Raw genomic sequence first — 17,480 nt, 5'->3', positions numbered from 1 at the left:
ATCATCATTTCCCGTCATTCCGAGGAGCCATAGCGACATCAGGAATCTATTCACAGCAAGGCAGAGGCGTGGAGTGTACATCAGTGCATGAGCATCGACAGTTCAGTTCGGGTGAAAAGAAACGAGCAAGCTAATTACACAAATAAAAAAACGGAGCCCTAAAAGGACTCCGTTTAAGATGAGAACACTAGTTATAGCATTACTTCTTAGCAAGTTTCTCTTTGATACGAGCAGACTTACCAGAACGCTCACGTAGGTAGTACAACTTGGCACGACGTACTGCACCACGGCGTTTAACTTCGATGCTATCAACGATTGGAGAGTGTGTTTGGAACGTACGCTCAACACCTTCACCGTTAGAGATCTTACGTACAGTGAAAGCAGAGTGTAGACCACGGTTACGGATTGCGATTACAACGCCTTCGAAAGCCTGTAGACGCTCACGGTCACCTTCTTTTACCTTAACTTGAACTACAACAGTGTCACCTGGTGCAAATTTAGGTAGGTCTGATTTCATTTGCTCTTCTTCAAGAGCTTTGATGATGTTACTCATTTTTAAATTCCTAGAATAAACTGATACTAAATAAATTAGGTTACTTTGCGTTATGTTCTTTAATGGCTTTATGCTCATTAACAAACTCAGCAAGTAATTGTTCCTGTTCGTCAGTCAGAGCTAGGTTTTCCAGGAGCTCTGGTCTTCTTAGCCAAGTACGGCCCAACGACTGCTTGAGTCGCCATTGACGAATGTCCTTGTGATTGCCTGACATCAGTACCGCTGGTACCTCTTTGTCATCCAATACTTCTGGACGCGTATAGTGAGGGCAATCTAACAAGCCATTTGCAAAAGAGTCTTCTTCTGCTGACGCGAAATCCCCTAGTACACCCGGAACAAACCGAGAGACAGCGTCGATTAACGTCATGGCTGGTATCTCACCACCCGTCATCACAAAATCACCAATCGACCATTCTTCGTCGACTTCAGATTGAATGATGCGCTCATCTACCCCTTCATAACGACCACAAATCAGAAGCAAGTTCTCATTCGTTGCCAGTTCTTCCACTCCTTTCTGGTCGAGCTTGCGACCTTGAGGAGAAAGGTAGATGACTTTCGTCTTGCCCGGTGAGGCTGCTTTCGCGGTATAAATGGCATCGCGCAAAGGCTGAACCATCATTAACATACCAGGGCCACCACCGTAAGGTCGGTCATCGACTGTGCGATGTTTGTCGTGAGTGAAATCTCTAGGATTCCAAGTCTCAATCGACAAAAGACCTTTTTTAACCGCTTGACCTGTTACTCCAAAATCAGTAACAGAACGGAACATTTCTGGAAAAAGGCTAATAACGCCAACCCACATGTTTATCTCGCTCTGTAATTTTGGAGATTAGAATCCAGGATCCCAGTCAACTTCGATCCGTTGAGCTTCGCGATCAACATTAATGATCACTTGCTCTTCAAGGAACGGGATTAATCGTTCCTTCTGCCCGAAAGCATCTTTAAGATTTGCTTTAACAACCAGAACATCGTTTGAGCCAGTTTCTAGCATGTCAGTAACGACACCTAGATCGTAACCTTTAGTAGTTACAACTTGCATCCCAAACAATTCGCGCCAGTAGAACTCATCCTCTGACAATTCAGGAAGTACCGCAGGGTCAATAGCAATTTCAAAGTTCGTCATTAGATGCGCGTCTTCACGAACATCCATGCCTTCCAGCTTAGCCACCATACCTTTGTTATGGCGCTTCCAGCTTTCTACTTTGTACTCAACCCACTTGCCCTTTTGGTTAATGTACCAAGGGCTGTAATCGAAAATGCTTTCAGCATTGTCTGTGTAGGAAAAAACCTTAAGCCAACCACGAATGCCGTAAGTAGCACCAAACTTGCCTACAACAATCTTTTCGTTGCTCATTGTTTCTTTACCTTTCATCGACATAAACTAGTTTCTACTTTTCAAGTAAAAAATTAAGCCGCTTTTTGAGCGTCTTTAACTAGCTTAGCAACACGGTCAGATACTGACGCGCCTTGACCAACCCAGTGGTTAACGCGGTCTAGGTCTAGACGTAGACCTTCTTCTTGACCTTTAGCAGTTGGGTTGAAGAAACCAACTTTCTCGATGAAACGGCCAGTTGCAGCGTTGCGGCTGTCCGCTACTACGATTTGATAAAATGGACGCTTTTTAGCGCCGTGACGTGCCAAACGAATGGTTACCATGTCGTCCTCTTTGCTTTCTCAAAAATAAAATTAACCCCAAAAACCATTCAATAAATTAAACAGCTTGGGGTCTCGTGCCAAAATAAAGCTCCGGAAGTTTACTCTTCTCCCGGAGCAATGCAAGGAGTTTAGTTACTTTTTCACCAACATAAATTGAATTTAAAGTTTGTGACGTACCTAACACCCTGAATCTATGCGTGATCGATTAATTAACGACCAAATGGGTTGAAGCCACCGCCACCACCCATGCCGCCCATCATGCCTTGCATGTTGCGCATCATGCCTTTCATGCCACCTTTTTGCATCTTTTTCATCATTTTCTGCATTTGGGTGAACTGTTTTAGTAAGCGGTTTACATCTTGAACCTGCACACCAGAACCAGCCGCGATACGCTTCTTGCGCGAGCCCTTGATAATTTCTGGGCGTTGACGTTCTTTCATTGTCATGGAGCTGATGATCGCTTCCATCTGTTTGAACATCTTGTCATCGACTTTGTCTTTCACATTGTCTGGTAGCTGGGACATTCCTGGAAGCTTATCCATCATCCCCATCATGCCGCCCATGTTTTGCATCTGGCCTAGCTGTTCACGGAAATCTTCAAGGTCGAAACCTTTCTTCTCTTTGAACTTCTTCGCTAACTTTTCTGCCTTTTCTTGGTCAACGTTGCGTTGTAGGTCTTCAATCAAAGACAAAACGTCACCCATGCCAAGAATACGTGAAGCAACACGATCTGGGTGGAACGGTTCTAGCGCGTCAGTTTTTTCACCGACACCCAAGAATTTGATTGGCTTGCCCGTGACATGGCGTACTGAAAGTGCCGCACCACCACGAGCATCACCATCAACCTTAGTTAGAACTACACCGGTAAGAGGTAGCGCATCGCCAAAGGCTTTTGCTGTATTTGCTGCGTCTTGACCCGTCATGGCGTCAACAACAAATAGCGTTTCTACTGGGTTGATAGCTGCGTGAAGATCTTTGATCTCCCCCATCATCTCTTCATCAATTGCCAAACGACCTGCGGTATCGACAATCAATACGTCGTAGAATTTTTTCTTCGCATGGTCAATCGCTGCATTGGCGATATCAATAGGCTTTTGGTCTGGTGATGATGGGAAGAAGTCAACACCGATGTCTGATGCCAGTGTTTCAAGCTGCTTGATTGCCGCAGGACGGTAAACGTCGGCAGACACAACCAAGACTTTCTTCTTGTCACGTTCTTTTAGAAGCTTAGATAACTTACCTACCGATGTGGTTTTACCCGCACCTTGTAGACCAGCCATAAGAAGCACAGCAGGTGGTTGAGCAGCAAGGTTTAGCGCCTCATTCGACTCACCCATTACGGCTTCAAGTTCTGTTTGAACGATCTTGATAAATTCCTGACCTGGAGTCAGAGATTTAGAAACTTCTACGCCCACCGCTTTTTCTTTAACGCGGTTCACAAATTCACGAACGACCGGAAGCGCAACGTCAGCTTCAAGTAGAGCCATTCGGACTTCACGTAGGGTTTCTTTAATGTTGTCTTCGGTCAGACGACCTTTACCACTGATATTTTTCAGCGTTTTGGATAATCGATCCGTTAAATTCTCAAACATCTTTGTCTCTTCGCTAAAATGGCGATTAATTAGTGTGAGTATACATTAGCCAAGGTCTGAGTCATACCCGTACCGCTGTCCTATTCTTGTCTCTATTTATATATGGTGCGGTAACTTATTAATTTCAATATCTCATCTCTCACGATTGATGTCGGATATAACGTAGCCCCAAAGTGTAATGCAAGGTATAATTTCTCCATCGTGCACAATAATATTTAGGATTCATGGATAGCTTAATAGCCATCGCGGCCGCCATACTTTATGTCTTGGCGATTGCGACCATCATACCCGGACTCTCACAACAGTCAGGAATCAAAGCAAAAACAGTGTTTGCTAGTGCTGCCTGTGCGCTTGTTTTTCATGCGTGGATTTTGAGTGATCTGATTTTTGATGGTTCAGGTCAAAACCTGAGTATTCTCAACGTGGCTTCTTTGATCAGTTTTATTATTTCTCTGGTCATGAGCCTTGCTATGTTGAAAAACCGACTGTGGTTTTTATTGCCTGTCGTTTATAGCTTTGCTGCCATCAATTTATCTGCTGCCACATTTTTGCCAAGCACGTTTATAAAGCACCTAGAGAATGACCCTAAGCTACTCATTCATATTTCATTTGCGCTCTTCTCATACGCGACTTTAACTATCGGGGCACTCTATGCGCTTCAGTTGGCTTGGCTGGATCACAAACTGAAAGCAAAAAAATCTTTGGCGATTAACCCAAACCTGCCGCCTCTATTAATGGTGGAGCGTCAACTCTTCAAAATTATTTTGATCGGTAACTTATTGTTAACTGCCACGCTCATTACTGGCTTTGTCTTTGTGCAGGATATGTTTGCCCAAGGTAAGGCACATAAGGGCATTCTTTCTTTCATCGCTTGGGTGGTGTACTCAATACTGCTTTGGGGTCACTATCAAAAAGGCTGGCGTGGTAGAAAAGTCACATGGTTCGCTGTTGCAGGAGCAACACTGTTAACTCTGGCATATTTTGGCAGTCGCTTTGTAAAAGAAATCATCTTGAATTAAGGAGCTCTAGGGCTCCTATCCTTTATATTTTAGGCTAGATAAAATACAGTACGCCTTAACTCTTTGACTTAACGGACTTACTCAACCGTTATATAACCCAATACTTACAAGGAACAGCAACGTTTTGGACGACATCTCTACGGGTATCTTGTTTGCGCTACTCGCGTGTCTTATCGTCATATCAGGTTACTTTTCCGGTTCAGAAACAGGGATGATGTCTCTGAATCGTTATCGCTTAAAACACTTAGCCAAAAACGGGCATAAGGGTGCTAAGCGAGTCGAAAGACTATTAGACCGTCCAGATCGTTTGATTGGTCTTATTCTTATCGGCAACAACCTCGTTAATATTCTCGCGTCCGCGATCGCGACCATTATTGGTATGCGTTTGTATGGTGATTTAGGTGTCGCTATCGCAACCGGTGCACTAACTATGGTTGTATTGGTTTTTGCCGAGGTTACCCCTAAAACAATTGCAGCGCTTTACCCTGAACGCGTGTCCTACGCGAGCAGTATATTATTGACCATACTGATGAAGTTACTGTCGCCTTTAGTGATGCTTGTTAATTTTATTACGAATGGCTTTATCCGCTTACTTGGCGTAAGAGCGGATCACTCAGCAGAAGATCATCTTAGCTCCGATGAGCTGCGTACGGTGGTAAATGAAGCTGGCGGTTTGATCCCTCGCCGACACCAAGACATGCTAGTGTCTATTTTAGATCTTGAGCACGTCACCGTGAACGACATTATGGTCCCACGCAATGAAATTACCGGTATTGATATTAACGACGACTGGAAATCCATTGTTCGCCAGCTAACACACTCACCACATGGACGCATAGTTTTCTATCGTGACCAAATTGATGAAGTGGTTGGCATGCTGCGCTTGCGTGAAGCTTATCGTCTGATGTTGGAAAAGAACGAATTCAACAAAGAAACGCTATTACGTGCTGCTGATGAGGTCTATTACATCCCAGAAGGCACACCACTGAACGTGCAAATGTTGAAATTCCAACGCAACAAGCAACGTATCGGTCTGATCGTGGATGAGTACGGTGATATCATCGGTCTAATCACTCTTGAAGATATTCTGGAAGAGATCATTGGTGAGTTCACGACGTCAATTTCTCCAAGCCTCTCTGATGAAATCAGTCCTCAGGGTGACGGAAGCTTTCTTATTGAAGGCAGCACCAATATTCGAGATATTAACAAAGGCCTGAAATGGGATTTACCAACGGATGGCCCAAGAACGTTAAACGGTCTTATTTTGGAGCACCTGGAAGATATTCCAGAGAGCCATTTAAGCGTGAGAGTAGCGGGTCACCCAATGGAACTTGTTGAGATTGAAGAGAACCGAATCAAGCTCGTTCGTGTTTATCCGAAGAAGAAAAAATCGACATCCAAATAACCAAAAGAAAAGCCTGACTCATGTCAGGCTTTTTTACTTATTGGGGCAATATGCTTCTTATTCTTAATAAGCACCTAGTTGATGCGCAACTCTTTTAACATCGACTCAGGCAAAGCAAGTTCATCATTTTTGTTCACCGAAACACCAGCATCCAAAATGTTCTTTGCGATCTGTTGTGCTTCTTTTAAAGAGTGCATTGCTGCCGTGCCGCATTGGTATTCGTTAAGTTCAGGGATCTTATTCTGACTTTCTACCTTCAGCACATCTTCCATTGCTGCAATCCAAGCATCTGCGACTTGCTGCTCTGATGGTGTGCCAATCAGGCTCATGTAAAAACCTGTGCGGCAACCCATAGGCGAAATATCGATGATCTCAACAGAATCATCGTTTAGGTGATTACGCATAAAGCCTGCATAAAGGTGCTCTAGGGTGTGAATACCTTTTTCAGAAAGAATGTCTTTGTTTGGCGCAGTAAAGCGTAAGTCGAAAACAGTAATCGTATCCCCTTTTGGGGTCTGCATGGTTTTCGCCACTCGTACAGCGGGTGCATTCATACGAGTGTGGTCCACGGTAAAACTATCGAGTAAAGGCATTACATCTCTCCTGATTGTAACTCCAGTACCTTTCGGTAATGGATAAATGTCATTCATCCCTACAGCACATGAACTGACTGTGGGCTAAAAGAACCAGCTGCTGTTGTCTTCTAATTCCTGACGACATTGCTTCAGCTGCCAGCCATAAGTTTTCGCTGTTTGTTCAACACGTCGAGCGACTTTGATTAAACTAGGCTTTCGATTATAAGTACCTCGCTTATACCCACCTCGCCCTTCATGATAAGCCAGATACTGGTTATAGGGATCCCATAATGAAATCCCTAGCTGACGCCGTGTTTCATGAGTATACCAACCGACAAACATCATAGAATCATCGAAGTTGGTACGAGAGCCACCCTGACCTGTGGCATCTTGGAAGTCTTCCCAAGCAGGGTCTTGAGCTTGAGCGTAACCATACGCACTGCTGACTCGTCCCCAAGGAATAAACCCTAGCAAATAATCTTTAGGTGGTTTTGCATCGTGCCGAAAGCTGCTTTCTTGTTTAATGATGGCCATAGCGACATGAATAGGGGTCCCCCATTCATCTTCCATATCTTTGGCATCATCGTACCAACCGGATTTCTCTCGGAATATCTCGCATAAGTTATTCTGCTGCTTTGGCGGTGCCGTAGCACAACCTGCAAGTAACACGCTTCCAAGTACCGCTACTACTGACGACTTAATGTTCAACCGCACCAATCCTTAGTTAGTCATTACTGCTTCAGGTAAGCAAAGTAATCTTCCAAAAAATCATCAAAAGAAAGCGTGTCACTCTGCTCTGCTTGCTTTTGTTTTTCCACGGACGACGCTACTTCCGTTTCCATCGTATCTTGTGAGTAGTACTGATAACCGTGAGCTAGGTTTTCATCACGGTACTTCATACCAAGAGTACAACCAACTTTACCTAGCCCACCCAGCTCTTTCGTTAGCTCTAATAGTTGACCAGAGATCGTTAGTTCTGGGTTATCAATCCATGTCTCGAGTTGATTACACACATCTTGGTATGCACTGCCACCAGCGGTCATATCCATTTGCTGTGCTATTTGACGTAACTCGACGAAAACTCGGTGTGCCCAATCTTGTAGAGATAGACGTTCACCTTGACAACCAATTTGCAGCATTAGACCTTTTTCACGGCCAGAAACAATGACTTTATTCCAGTTATCGCGCCAACACTCTAATTCACAGTTATCCATAGGGTCTGAGTCTGACAAGGCCGCCCAGGTAAGGAAGAGATCCAAGAATCGTACTTGATCTTCATTTAAGCCCACTGCGCTGAATGGGTTAACATCTAGAGAACGAACTTCAATGTATTCGACACCACCGCGTCGTAACGCATCTGAAGGCTTCTCACCACTTTTCGATACACGTTTTGGACGAATCGGAGCGTACAGTTCATTCTCAATTTGTAAGATATTGGAATTAAGCTGGCGGTATTCACCATCCACTTTTACCCCAATTTTCGCAAACTCTTCTGATGGGTGGCGAATCGCATCACTCAAACCATCGAGGTATTGGTCAATACTGTTAAAACCAATTTTCAGCACACTTTGAGCACTATTGGTATAGCCAAGATCGCTCAAACGCAAAGACGTCGACTTCGGCAAATATAATGTCCCGCCAATCTTCTCGAATGGCAGATCGGTTTCACGACCTTGAATAAAAGAGCCACATAACGCTGGTGATGCACCAAAGAAGTAGGGAATCATCCAGCCAAAGCGGTAGTAATTACGGATCAACGCAAAGTACGCATCAGACTTAGCATCTTGGCGGGCTTGTTCATCTTGCTCGCCATAGAGCGCATCCCAAAATGTTTCAGGAAACGAGAAGTTAAAGTGGACACCTGAAATAATTTGCATCAGGCTGCCATAACGACGCTTTAGGCCTTCTCGGTACAACGTTTTCATTTTCGCTGCATTCGAAGAGCCATACTGGGCTAACTGAATATCATCCTCTGAGCCTACGTAGCAAGGCATTGATAGTGGCCACATTTTCTCTTCACCCATTTTGGTTTGAGTGAAATGATGGATATCTTTCAGCTGTGCCATCAGTTCTGGAATTTCATGTGACACAGGCGTAATGAACTCTAACAATGATTCCGAAAAATCCGTTGTGATCCATTGATTTGTGAACGCAGAGCCTAACCCTTCAGGATGAGGAGTTGTAGCTAGATGTCCATCCTGACGATAGCGCAAAGTTTCTCGCTCAACACCGCGTCCAAACTGCTTAAATACTTCGGGGTTTGATGCAACTTTTTTTAGTCGCGCAGCAAAATCAGTCAAAATGAGGTTCGCTTATATTGGGAGCAGGACACTTGTTACATAACACAAGTGTAAGCTAAGTTATTGATAGTTAATACATCTAGATAAATAACCCACGAAAAGTTGCTTATCTAGATGAATAGCGGAGAAACGTTTCTCCGCTATTAAATGTGTACTCTATCGAATGATTTCAAGCTCTTCTACGTCTTTCCCCAACTTTTCTAATTGAGGACGCAACGATTTAGCATCACCAACGACGATAATTTGATAGTCATTTGGATCAAACCATTTCTGAGCCAGCGCATTCAACGTCTGCTTATCAACTTTTTCTACGATAGCGTTTCTTTGCTGCAAGTAATCATGATCGAGGTTGTACTTAAGAATATCACTGATGAGCTCCGCTTTTTGTGTTGGCGTTTCATATTTCAGTGCATCTTTTTGACCGACCGCTTGACGCATAAATTTCATCTCTTCATCAGTAATACCTGACTGCGAGTATTCATTTAGCTCATTTTCCATCTCAATGATCGAAGCAACCGTTGCATCCGCTCGTACTTGCGCGGTGAAAACCACCGAGCCTGTTTCTGGATTACCAGAGAAATAGCCGTAAGCACCGTATGTGTAACCCTTGTCTTCACGTAGATTTTGGTTAATGCGGCTATTGAAGTTCCCAGCTAAGTTGAAGTTTGCCAGTTGGCTTAGGTAAAAATCGCCCGTTGCGTCGTAAGGCATACCTTGACGAACCATCATGACCACACTTTGCGGCGCTCCTGGTTTATCAACAAGATGGATCTTTTGCTCACCTAATGCAGCAATGCTTTGCGGTGCATACAATGGCGCAGCTTCATCTTGCCAGTTTTTCCAGAACGTCAGTTGCTGCTCAATTTCCTGTTTATTGATGTCACCAACAACGACGATTTGCGCACTTTGTGGCGTGTAATGCTTCGAGTAGAATTCACGGACATCATCCAACGTTAATGCACTGACACCTGCTTGCGTGCCGTCTTTTGGTCGAGCAAAAACCGAATCCCCATAGAGCACCTGACGACTCGCTTGTGACGCCATCCAACTTGGATTTTGGTGCTCATATACCAGGCCTTCTAGCGCTTGCATTTTTACACGCTCGAAATCATCTTGATTAAATGCAGGAGACAGCAACATCTCTTCGACAATTTTTAACGTCGGCTCTAAGTTCTTTTCTAGAGCAGAAACACTGATGTTTGTTGTATAACCTGTGGCATTAACAGAGATAACACTACCTAGTTTATCAAGCTCAGCTTGAATCTCTTCGACACTGCGTTTCGTTGTACCTTCTTGCAACATCGCAGCGGTCAATTGGGCAAGACCTTCTTTACCCTTTTCAACAAAACGTGTCCCTGCAGGTAAACTAAATTGCATCATCACCGTCGGCGTTTCATCGCTAACTGCACCAAGCAGCTCTGAGCCATTCTTGAAATGTAACTCGTACAGCTCTGGCATCGTCGCTTTCACTGGTTCTCCTACTGGCGGTTGCACTGAGCGATCGAAGTTATCGGTCGCACGACGATACGCCAATTGGTCATCGGAAATCTTCTCATATTCTGGCAGCGTACGCTTTGGTGTCACAAAGGTCGCAGGTTTTACGACAAGGTCTGTTTTTCCTTTTGGGACCACGCTTAGGGTCACTTTGTTCTTACCTTGGATAAAGTCCGTATACGCTTTTTCTACCGAAGTCGGCGTAACTGCACGGATTTGTTCAAGCTGTTGCTCAAGACGATCAGGATCGCCGAAAAATGTCTCGTTGGAAGCCAACTGAGTCACTTTACCTTTAACGCTTTCTAGCGCAAAAATAGCATCCGCTTCCGCTTTACCCTTCAACTGCTCAAGGCGATCTTCTGTCACGCCTTTTTCCGCAAACTGATTAAGTGATTGTAAAAGCTCGTCGTACAGTTTTGATAGGTCGCCTTTATCTCCAGAATCACCCATTGCGTAAACGTAAAAGTTACACGCCAGTTCAGCACAATCATGGAATGAACCAGCATCGAACGCTTTTTGAGTCTTCACTAGGTCTTGATAGAGCACGCTGTTGGTACCGCCCCCCAATACTTCTGATAATGTATCGAGAGACGCTTGGCTTTCTTCGCCGTTGTAGGTTGTTGGCCACGCGATCATCACCATAGGTTGTTGAATACGATCTTCTAGAGTGATGTATTTGTCTTCTTGCAGTTTTGCAGGTTGTTTCGGCGCATTTTCAACCTCAGGACCACGAGGAATCGAACCGAAGTACTTATTTACCCACTCTAGAGTTTGTTCAACGTCTAAGTCACCACCGATCGTGATAGTCGCATTGTTTGGGCCATACCAACGCAAGAAAAACGCTTTGAGGTCGTTCACATCAACACGATCAAGATCTTCAACATAACCAATGGTTTGCCACGAATACGGATGACCTTCAGGATATAGCGCTTCGGACATGCGCTCCCAAATCAAGCCATAAGGACGATTATCGTAACGCTGAGCTCGCTCATTTTTTACAGTCGAACGCTGAATTTCAAATTTGCGTTGAGAAACCGCATCCAACAAAAAGCCCATACGGTCAGACTCTAACCACAGCATTTTCTCGAGCTGGTTAGCAGGGACAGTTTCAAAGTAGTTAGTACGATCGCGGTTTGTTGTACCATTTAACGTGCCGCCAGCCTCTGTGATGATTCTGAAGTGCTCTTGGTCACCAACGTTCTCTGAACCTTGGAACATCATGTGCTCAAAGAAATGCGCAAAACCAGACTTACCCACTTCTTCACGAGCTGAACCAACATGGTAAGTCACATCCACATGGACCAATGGGTCAGAATCTTCAGGAGCTAAGATCACCGTTAAACCATTATCGAGTTTATACTTTTGGTATGGAATCTTAACTTTGCCTTCTTCAGCTTTCGATGACTCAACGAAAGTTACCCCTTTCGGCAGTGATGAAACTGGCGTATTTGATGCACAGCCCGTGATCACCAACAGTGAACACGCGCCAACCCAAAACATCTTCATGTACTTTCCTTAAAATAATCCGAGATAGATGGCCGCAAGTAAGCTATACCTAGCAGCCTTTCCTAAAAATATTAAAATCACGCAAGGCAGAAACTTCATTCTTAGCCACCCTGCGGCTAAACACAGCGGGTCTCCAATTACAGGTAACCAGCTAAAAAATAATCCCCAATAGCCATACTTAGAGAGCCACTTTAATGCGGTATGACCGTGCTTTTCCTCTTGTGCTTTGTTGGGAATCCACAAGCCAAGCCAATAATTTGTTAAGCCACCAAGCGTATTACCGATAGTAGCGACCATAACAATTGAAGAAACGGAGTATTGATTTAATGAGAGAGTGGCAACTAAGCCCGCCTCAGAACCACCAGGCAACAACGTGGCACTGAGAAAACCGGTCATGAAAAGCACCCATAATGCTGAATCTGAAAACCAAAGCGCTAAACTTTCAAAACTCGTGTTAAATGCTTCTAGCATGTCATATCAAGCAACACCTTGCCTCTGGTTCTTCCTGATTCGACCTGCTGGTGAGCACCAATGACATCACTCATAGGATAAACCTGTTGAATTTCAGTCTTCAGTAAGCCAACGCCGACCATATACAACAAGGTATCTAACTGCGCAGGGTCTGGTTCAACCAACATGCCACTAGCCTCAAAGCCTAGGAGTTTGGCTTTTTCACAAATCAGCTCAGCTGTGATGGTTGGAACGGTGATGACTCTCGCATTGTCTTTCAGGCATTTAAGCGCATCTAACACAGCATCTCCGCCTACTAAATCAATCAAAACATCAACATCTTCAACACGTTCTGACACTGGTGCAAATTGATAGTTCACTGCATGAGCACCGAGCGTCGCAAGGTAATCTAAATTTCGTTCACTGCAGGTTGTAAAGACTTCCGCTTTCGTCGCGATCGCAATTTGTACCGCGAGGTGTCCAACACCACCGGCTCCAGCGAGGATAAGTACGCGATCGTTTTCATTCACATTAGCCTTACTGAGAGCTTGTGCCGCAGTTTGTCCCGCCAACGGTAATGCAGCAGCTGCCTCTAAAGTGACAGAGCTAGGAACATGACTTAACTCAGTTTCTGGAACACATATGTATTGGCTGTAACCACCGCCTCGAACTGGGAAACCAATAAATCCAGCCACCTCATCACCTTCATTAAAACGTGATGCCCCCTCTCCACAAGACATCACTTTTCCTGAGATGTCGTAACCTGGCACCCAAGGTAAATTATCCTTATTCTGCGCTGCCGCCCAACCGAGCCCAGCTCGAGTTTTGACATCAATAGGATTTATGCCTGAAAAAGCGACTTTTACTAAGACTTCACCAAGCTGTGGTGATGGTGTAGAAGCATGTTGAATCGCGAGTACGTTGGCATCACCAAACTCAGTGATAACGATCTGTTTGTGTTCCATAAACCATTCCCTGCAAGAAAACAAAAAGGGATGCGAAAGCATCCCTTTGACTATAAACCATTTTGTTAACCTAAGTTAATCGTGATTTTGTAAATTGGTTGATCATTCCATTTTCAATAATGTCTAACCAACAAGTGCTAACAATATACCAGCCGCAACGGCTGAACCCAGCACACCAGCAACGTTTGGTCCCATCGCATGCATTAACAAGAAGTTTTGCGGGTTAGCTTGTAAACCAACTTTGTTTACGACTCGCGCGGCCATTGGTACCGCAGAAACGCCAGCCGCACCAATAAGTGGGTTGATGTCTTCTTTCGAGAACTTGTTAAGCAGTTTCGCCATCATGACGCCCGCACCAGTACCGATACTAAATGCAACTGCGCCTAACCCCAAGATACCTAACGTTTCTAGGTTCAAGAACTGCTCAGCTTGCAGCTTAGAACCAACACCAAGACCTAAAAAAATAGTCACTATGTTGATCAATTCATTTTGAGCAGTTTTCGATAAACGATCGACCACCCCAGCTTCACGCATCAAGTTACCCAAACAGAACATACCAACCAATGGCGTAGCTGAAGGTAAGAACAGAATCGTCATCAGTAATACAGCAAGCGGGAAGATGACTTTCTCCCATTTACCAACATGACGAAGCTGAGCCATCTTGATTTGACGCTCTTCCTTGGTTGTAAGTGCTTTCATGATTGGTGGCTGGATGATCGGCACCAATGCCATATAGCTGTATGCCGCGACTGCAATCGCACCTAGCAGATCTGGAGAGAGCTTACTCGCTAAGAAAATCGCTGTCGGCCCATCAGCACCACCGATGATCGCGATAGACGAAGCATCTGCCATGGAGAACTCCATGCCAGGTACATAGTTGAGCAAAATAGCGCCAAACAGTGTTGCAAAAATACCAAACTGCGCAGCCGCACCTAACCACAACGTTTTTGGGTTTGCGATCAAAGCACCAAAGTCGGTCATCGCGCCCACACCCATGAAGATTAATAGCGGGAACACACCCGATTCAATCCCAATGTAGTAAACGTAGTAGAGCAAGCCACCAGGCTCAGTAAAGCCAGCATTTGGAATATTCGCCAAAATAGCACCGAAACCAATCGGCAATAACAGTAAAGGTTCAAATCCTTTTTTAATTGCCAAAAACAGCAAAGTACAACCAACCAGCATCATACAGATTTGGCCGAACTCGAAGTTAGCGATCCCTGTTTCTGCCCAAAGGGTTAACAATCCGTCCATGATACTCCCTTACGCTAGGCTCAACAGAGGCGCACCTACTGTGACAGCATCGCCTTCTTTAACGTTCAGCTCTTGAACCACACCACCACGCGCCGCTCGTACTTCAGTTTCCATTTTCATCGCTTCAAGGATGAGCAATACATCGCCTTCAGCTACCTCAGCACCAGGCTGAACATTCACTTTGAAGATGTTACCTGCAAGAGGAGCAGGCACCGCTTCAGCTGAAGCATTAGAAGGTGTGCTAGGTGTAGCCGATTTTGCCGGTGCATTAGAAGGAGCAACAGATGTCAGTTCACCTTGAGGGCCAACTTCCACCTCATACACCTGCCCGTCAACACGTACACTATAAGTTTCTACACCACCAGTTGCTGGTTGAGCTGCAGGTACAGCAGGCTTCGCAGCTTCTAGCGTTGGTGCTGGCTCAAATGCTTCTGGGTTTTCACGATTCTTAAGGAACTTAAGCCCAACTTGAGGGAAAAGTGCATAAGTGAGTACGTCATCAACACGCTCACTTGCTAGCTTAATGCCTTCTGATTTCGCTTTCTCCATCAGATCAACCGTAAGCGTCTCCATTTCAGGCTCAAGTAAATCGGCAGGACGACAGCTAATTGGCTCTTTACCATCAAGCACTTTCGCTTGCAGTTCTGCATTTAACTCGGCTGGCGCTTGACCGTACTCACCTTTCAATAGGCCAGCGGTTTCCTTGGTAATACTCTTATAGCGCTCGCCAGTAAGAACGTTAATCACCGCTTGCGTACCGACGATCTGTGAAGTTGGAGTCACCAATGGAATGAAACCAAGATCTTTACGTACACGAGGGATCTCTTCTAATACTTCATCAATGCGATCCGCAGCGCCCTGCTCTTTCAACTGGCCTTCCATATTGGTCAACATACCACCAGGCACTTGGGCAATCAGGATGCGTGAATCGACTCCTTTTAACTGGCCTTCCCACTTCGCATACTTCTTACGTACCTCACGGAAATATGCGGCGATAGGTTCCAGTTGCTCGAGTTTCAAATTGGTATCTCGCTCGGTGCCTTCTAGCATAGCGACTACCGTTTCAGTCGGTGTATGGCCGTAGGTACAACTCATTGAAGAAATCGCAGTATCAAGAATATCAATACCGGCTTCTACTGCTTTTACCGCTGTTGCTGTAGACAGCCCCGTTGTTGCATGACAATGAAGTGCCAATGGCACATCACAAGACGCTTTGATACGCGTGATAAGCTCTTCCGCTTCATAAGGCTTAAGTAAGCCAGACATATCTTTAATACACAGCGAATGACAACCTAAATCCTCTAGGCGTTTTGCCAAGTCAACCCAAGTGTCTGCGTTATGCACTGGGCTCGTTGTGTAAGACAACGTACCTTGAGCATGCGCACCAACATCAACCGTTGCTTTCACGGCTTTCTGGAAGTTTCGCACGTCATTCATTGCATCAAAAATACGGAATACATCCATGCCGTTAGCATGCGCGCGTTCAACAAACTTTTCTACTACGTCGTCGGCATAATGGCGGTATCCTAAAAGGTTTTGACCACGCAGTAGCATTTGCATTGGTGTATTAGGCATCGCTTTTTTTAGTTCACGTAAACGCTCCCAAGGGTCTTCCCCTAAGAATCGAATACAAGAATCAAATGTTGCACCACCCCAAGTCTCTAGAGACCAGTAACCAACCTTATCCAACTCAGCTGCGATAGGCAGCATATCCTCAATACGCATACGCGTAGCAAATAGTGATTGATGGGCATCACGAAGGACCACATCAGTAATAGCTAGTGGTTTAGACATGCTCTTAAACTCCTTTTTAATCCTAGTTCGGCTACTTCGCGAATGAGGCGCGATGTTTATGAATCGCAGCCGAGATCGCCGCCACTACTTGTGGACTAACAGCTGAAGAGGTTGATTGAATATTAGTGTTTGTTTTTGGTGCTGCGATCGGCTCTGGTACTTCTTCTGGTACCAATTTCGACATTAACCGAACGAGATAAACAAGAATAGTGAGGAAAATAAATACGACCGCCATCCCCGTTAGCATCAGGGTGGCCGCATCTACTAGCAGGCTTCCTATATTAGTCATGTTGCTTCCTTTCTTTGTCATCCTGACAACGTGCAGGACTTTAATAGTGTCAAATCCCGACCCATGGATTATCTCGATTGGTTAAATTTTGTCAATTTTGTTTAAGGAAGGTTTGTAGTAATCCTGATAAATGATTATTTATTCACTACCCAGATCACAGTTCATGACAAAATAATCACTTCAAATCGCTATCACCTTACGAACAGAGTAAAGGAGGACATAAATAAAAACTGCGATTTAGATTTCAAAATCAAATCGGGACTCACGCAGTAAAAACCAACAAAAACAAAAAGATGAACAAGATTAACAATAAATAAACAAATAACAAACAAAGTGACTACATGAGAGTGATTGAAATGAAAAATGGAAGTCAGTGTATAGGAGGGATAATCAGGATGATTTCACACGATGCGACAGAAGCTTGATAGCAAATTGCTTAGATACGCACATATTCGCTTTTAAAAAAGAGGAACATAGGCTCTAGTGATCCTACGCCATATTTCAGATGTCTAGATACAAAAAAGCCTCGCAATTGCGAGGCTGTTTCAATGAGTGGCGCGTCCTGGAGGATTCGAACCTCCGACCGCCTGGTTCGTAGCCAGGTACTCTATCCAGCTGAGCTAAGGAC

General features: G+C 44.7%; 16 protein-coding genes. 2 read left to right on the top strand and 14 right to left on the bottom strand.

All coding sequences use genetic code 11. From position 1 onward, the window contains the following. Positions 1-199: 199 nt before the first annotated feature. The 5 genes from rplS to ffh all read right to left on the bottom strand — a co-directional run bounded on the left by rplS (position 200) and on the right by ffh (position 3,801). Positions 200-553: a 50S ribosomal protein L19 gene (gene rplS / locus R7E78_RS10390; RefSeq protein ID WP_005379971.1), complete on the bottom strand. Its 354-nt coding sequence runs from the start codon at positions 551-553 to the stop codon at positions 200-202. 40 nt (positions 554-593) lie between these two features. Then, positions 594-1,355 (bottom strand): tRNA (guanosine(37)-N1)-methyltransferase TrmD, encoded by a 762-nt coding sequence (gene trmD / locus R7E78_RS10385; RefSeq protein WP_033905595.1) that lies wholly within the window; start codon positions 1,353-1,355, stop codon positions 594-596. 27 nt (positions 1,356-1,382) lie between these two features. After that, on the bottom strand, positions 1,383-1,931 hold the full coding sequence (gene rimM / locus R7E78_RS10380) for a ribosome maturation factor RimM (RefSeq protein WP_005379964.1): 549 nt from the start codon (positions 1,929-1,931) through the stop codon (positions 1,383-1,385). 29 nt (positions 1,932-1,960) lie between these two features. Then, a complete protein-coding gene (gene rpsP / locus R7E78_RS10375) occupies positions 1,961-2,209 on the bottom strand; it encodes a 30S ribosomal protein S16 (RefSeq protein ID WP_005379962.1) in 249 nt (82 codons plus the stop codon). Between the two features lie 209 nt (positions 2,210-2,418). Continuing rightward, positions 2,419-3,801, bottom strand: coding sequence for a signal recognition particle protein (ffh, locus tag R7E78_RS10370; RefSeq protein WP_005385423.1), 1,383 nt, complete (start codon positions 3,799-3,801; stop codon positions 2,419-2,421). 224 nt (positions 3,802-4,025) lie between these two features. Between ffh and R7E78_RS10365 the strand changes: the two genes are divergently transcribed. Further along, positions 4,026-4,820, top strand: coding sequence for an inner membrane protein YpjD (locus R7E78_RS10365; protein WP_005379950.1), 795 nt, complete (start codon positions 4,026-4,028; stop codon positions 4,818-4,820). A gap of 124 nt (positions 4,821-4,944) precedes the next feature. After that, positions 4,945-6,225, top strand: coding sequence for an HlyC/CorC family transporter (locus R7E78_RS10360; RefSeq protein WP_005379948.1), 1,281 nt, complete (start codon positions 4,945-4,947; stop codon positions 6,223-6,225). Positions 6,226-6,299: 74 nt separating this feature from the next. Here R7E78_RS10360 and luxS read toward each other — a convergent pair whose 3' ends face one another. The 9 genes from luxS to R7E78_RS10315 all read right to left on the bottom strand — a co-directional run bounded on the left by luxS (position 6,300) and on the right by R7E78_RS10315 (position 16,852). Continuing rightward, complete coding sequence (gene luxS, locus R7E78_RS10355) at positions 6,300-6,818, bottom strand: S-ribosylhomocysteine lyase (protein WP_262640748.1); 519 nt, start codon at positions 6,816-6,818, stop codon at positions 6,300-6,302. Between the two features lie 84 nt (positions 6,819-6,902). Then, entirely contained in the window at positions 6,903-7,508 is a 606-nt protein-coding gene (locus R7E78_RS10350; RefSeq protein ID WP_005379943.1) for a hypothetical protein, read from the bottom strand. 23 nt (positions 7,509-7,531) lie between these two features. Continuing rightward, the gene (gshA, locus tag R7E78_RS10345) at positions 7,532-9,100 is read right to left on the bottom strand and encodes a glutamate--cysteine ligase (RefSeq protein WP_025768181.1); all 1,569 of its coding nucleotides are present in this window, start codon (positions 9,098-9,100) and stop codon (positions 7,532-7,534) included. 156 nt (positions 9,101-9,256) lie between these two features. Beyond that, positions 9,257-12,100 carry a M16 family metallopeptidase gene (locus R7E78_RS10340; RefSeq protein ID WP_262640747.1) on the bottom strand — a complete coding sequence of 948 codons (2,844 nt, stop codon included), beginning with the start codon at positions 12,098-12,100 and terminating at the stop codon, positions 9,257-9,259. 9 nt (positions 12,101-12,109) lie between these two features. Next, positions 12,110-12,571, bottom strand: a complete 462-nt coding sequence (locus tag R7E78_RS10335) for a YqaA family protein (RefSeq protein WP_005379938.1) — start codon at positions 12,569-12,571, stop codon at positions 12,110-12,112. Continuing rightward, positions 12,565-13,515: an NADP-dependent oxidoreductase gene (locus R7E78_RS10330; RefSeq protein ID WP_318057877.1), complete on the bottom strand. Its 951-nt coding sequence runs from the start codon at positions 13,513-13,515 to the stop codon at positions 12,565-12,567. Before R7E78_RS10330 ends, R7E78_RS10335 begins: the two co-directional genes overlap by 7 nt. A gap of 123 nt (positions 13,516-13,638) precedes the next feature. Beyond that, a complete protein-coding gene (locus R7E78_RS10325; protein WP_085569811.1) occupies positions 13,639-14,769 on the bottom strand; it encodes a sodium ion-translocating decarboxylase subunit beta in 1,131 nt (376 codons plus the stop codon). A 9-nt stretch (positions 14,770-14,778) separates the two neighbouring features. Then, entirely contained in the window at positions 14,779-16,563 is a 1,785-nt protein-coding gene (gene oadA, locus R7E78_RS10320; RefSeq protein ID WP_104979686.1) for a sodium-extruding oxaloacetate decarboxylase subunit alpha, read from the bottom strand. Positions 16,564-16,594: 31 nt separating this feature from the next. Next, a complete protein-coding gene (locus R7E78_RS10315) occupies positions 16,595-16,852 on the bottom strand; it encodes an oxaloacetate decarboxylase subunit gamma (protein WP_005379932.1) in 258 nt (85 codons plus the stop codon). Positions 16,853-17,480 lie beyond the last annotated feature (628 nt).

It is taken from the genome of Vibrio sp. YT-19(2023), assembly GCF_033337395.1.
This window is presented reverse-complemented; position numbering and strand designations above follow the sequence as displayed.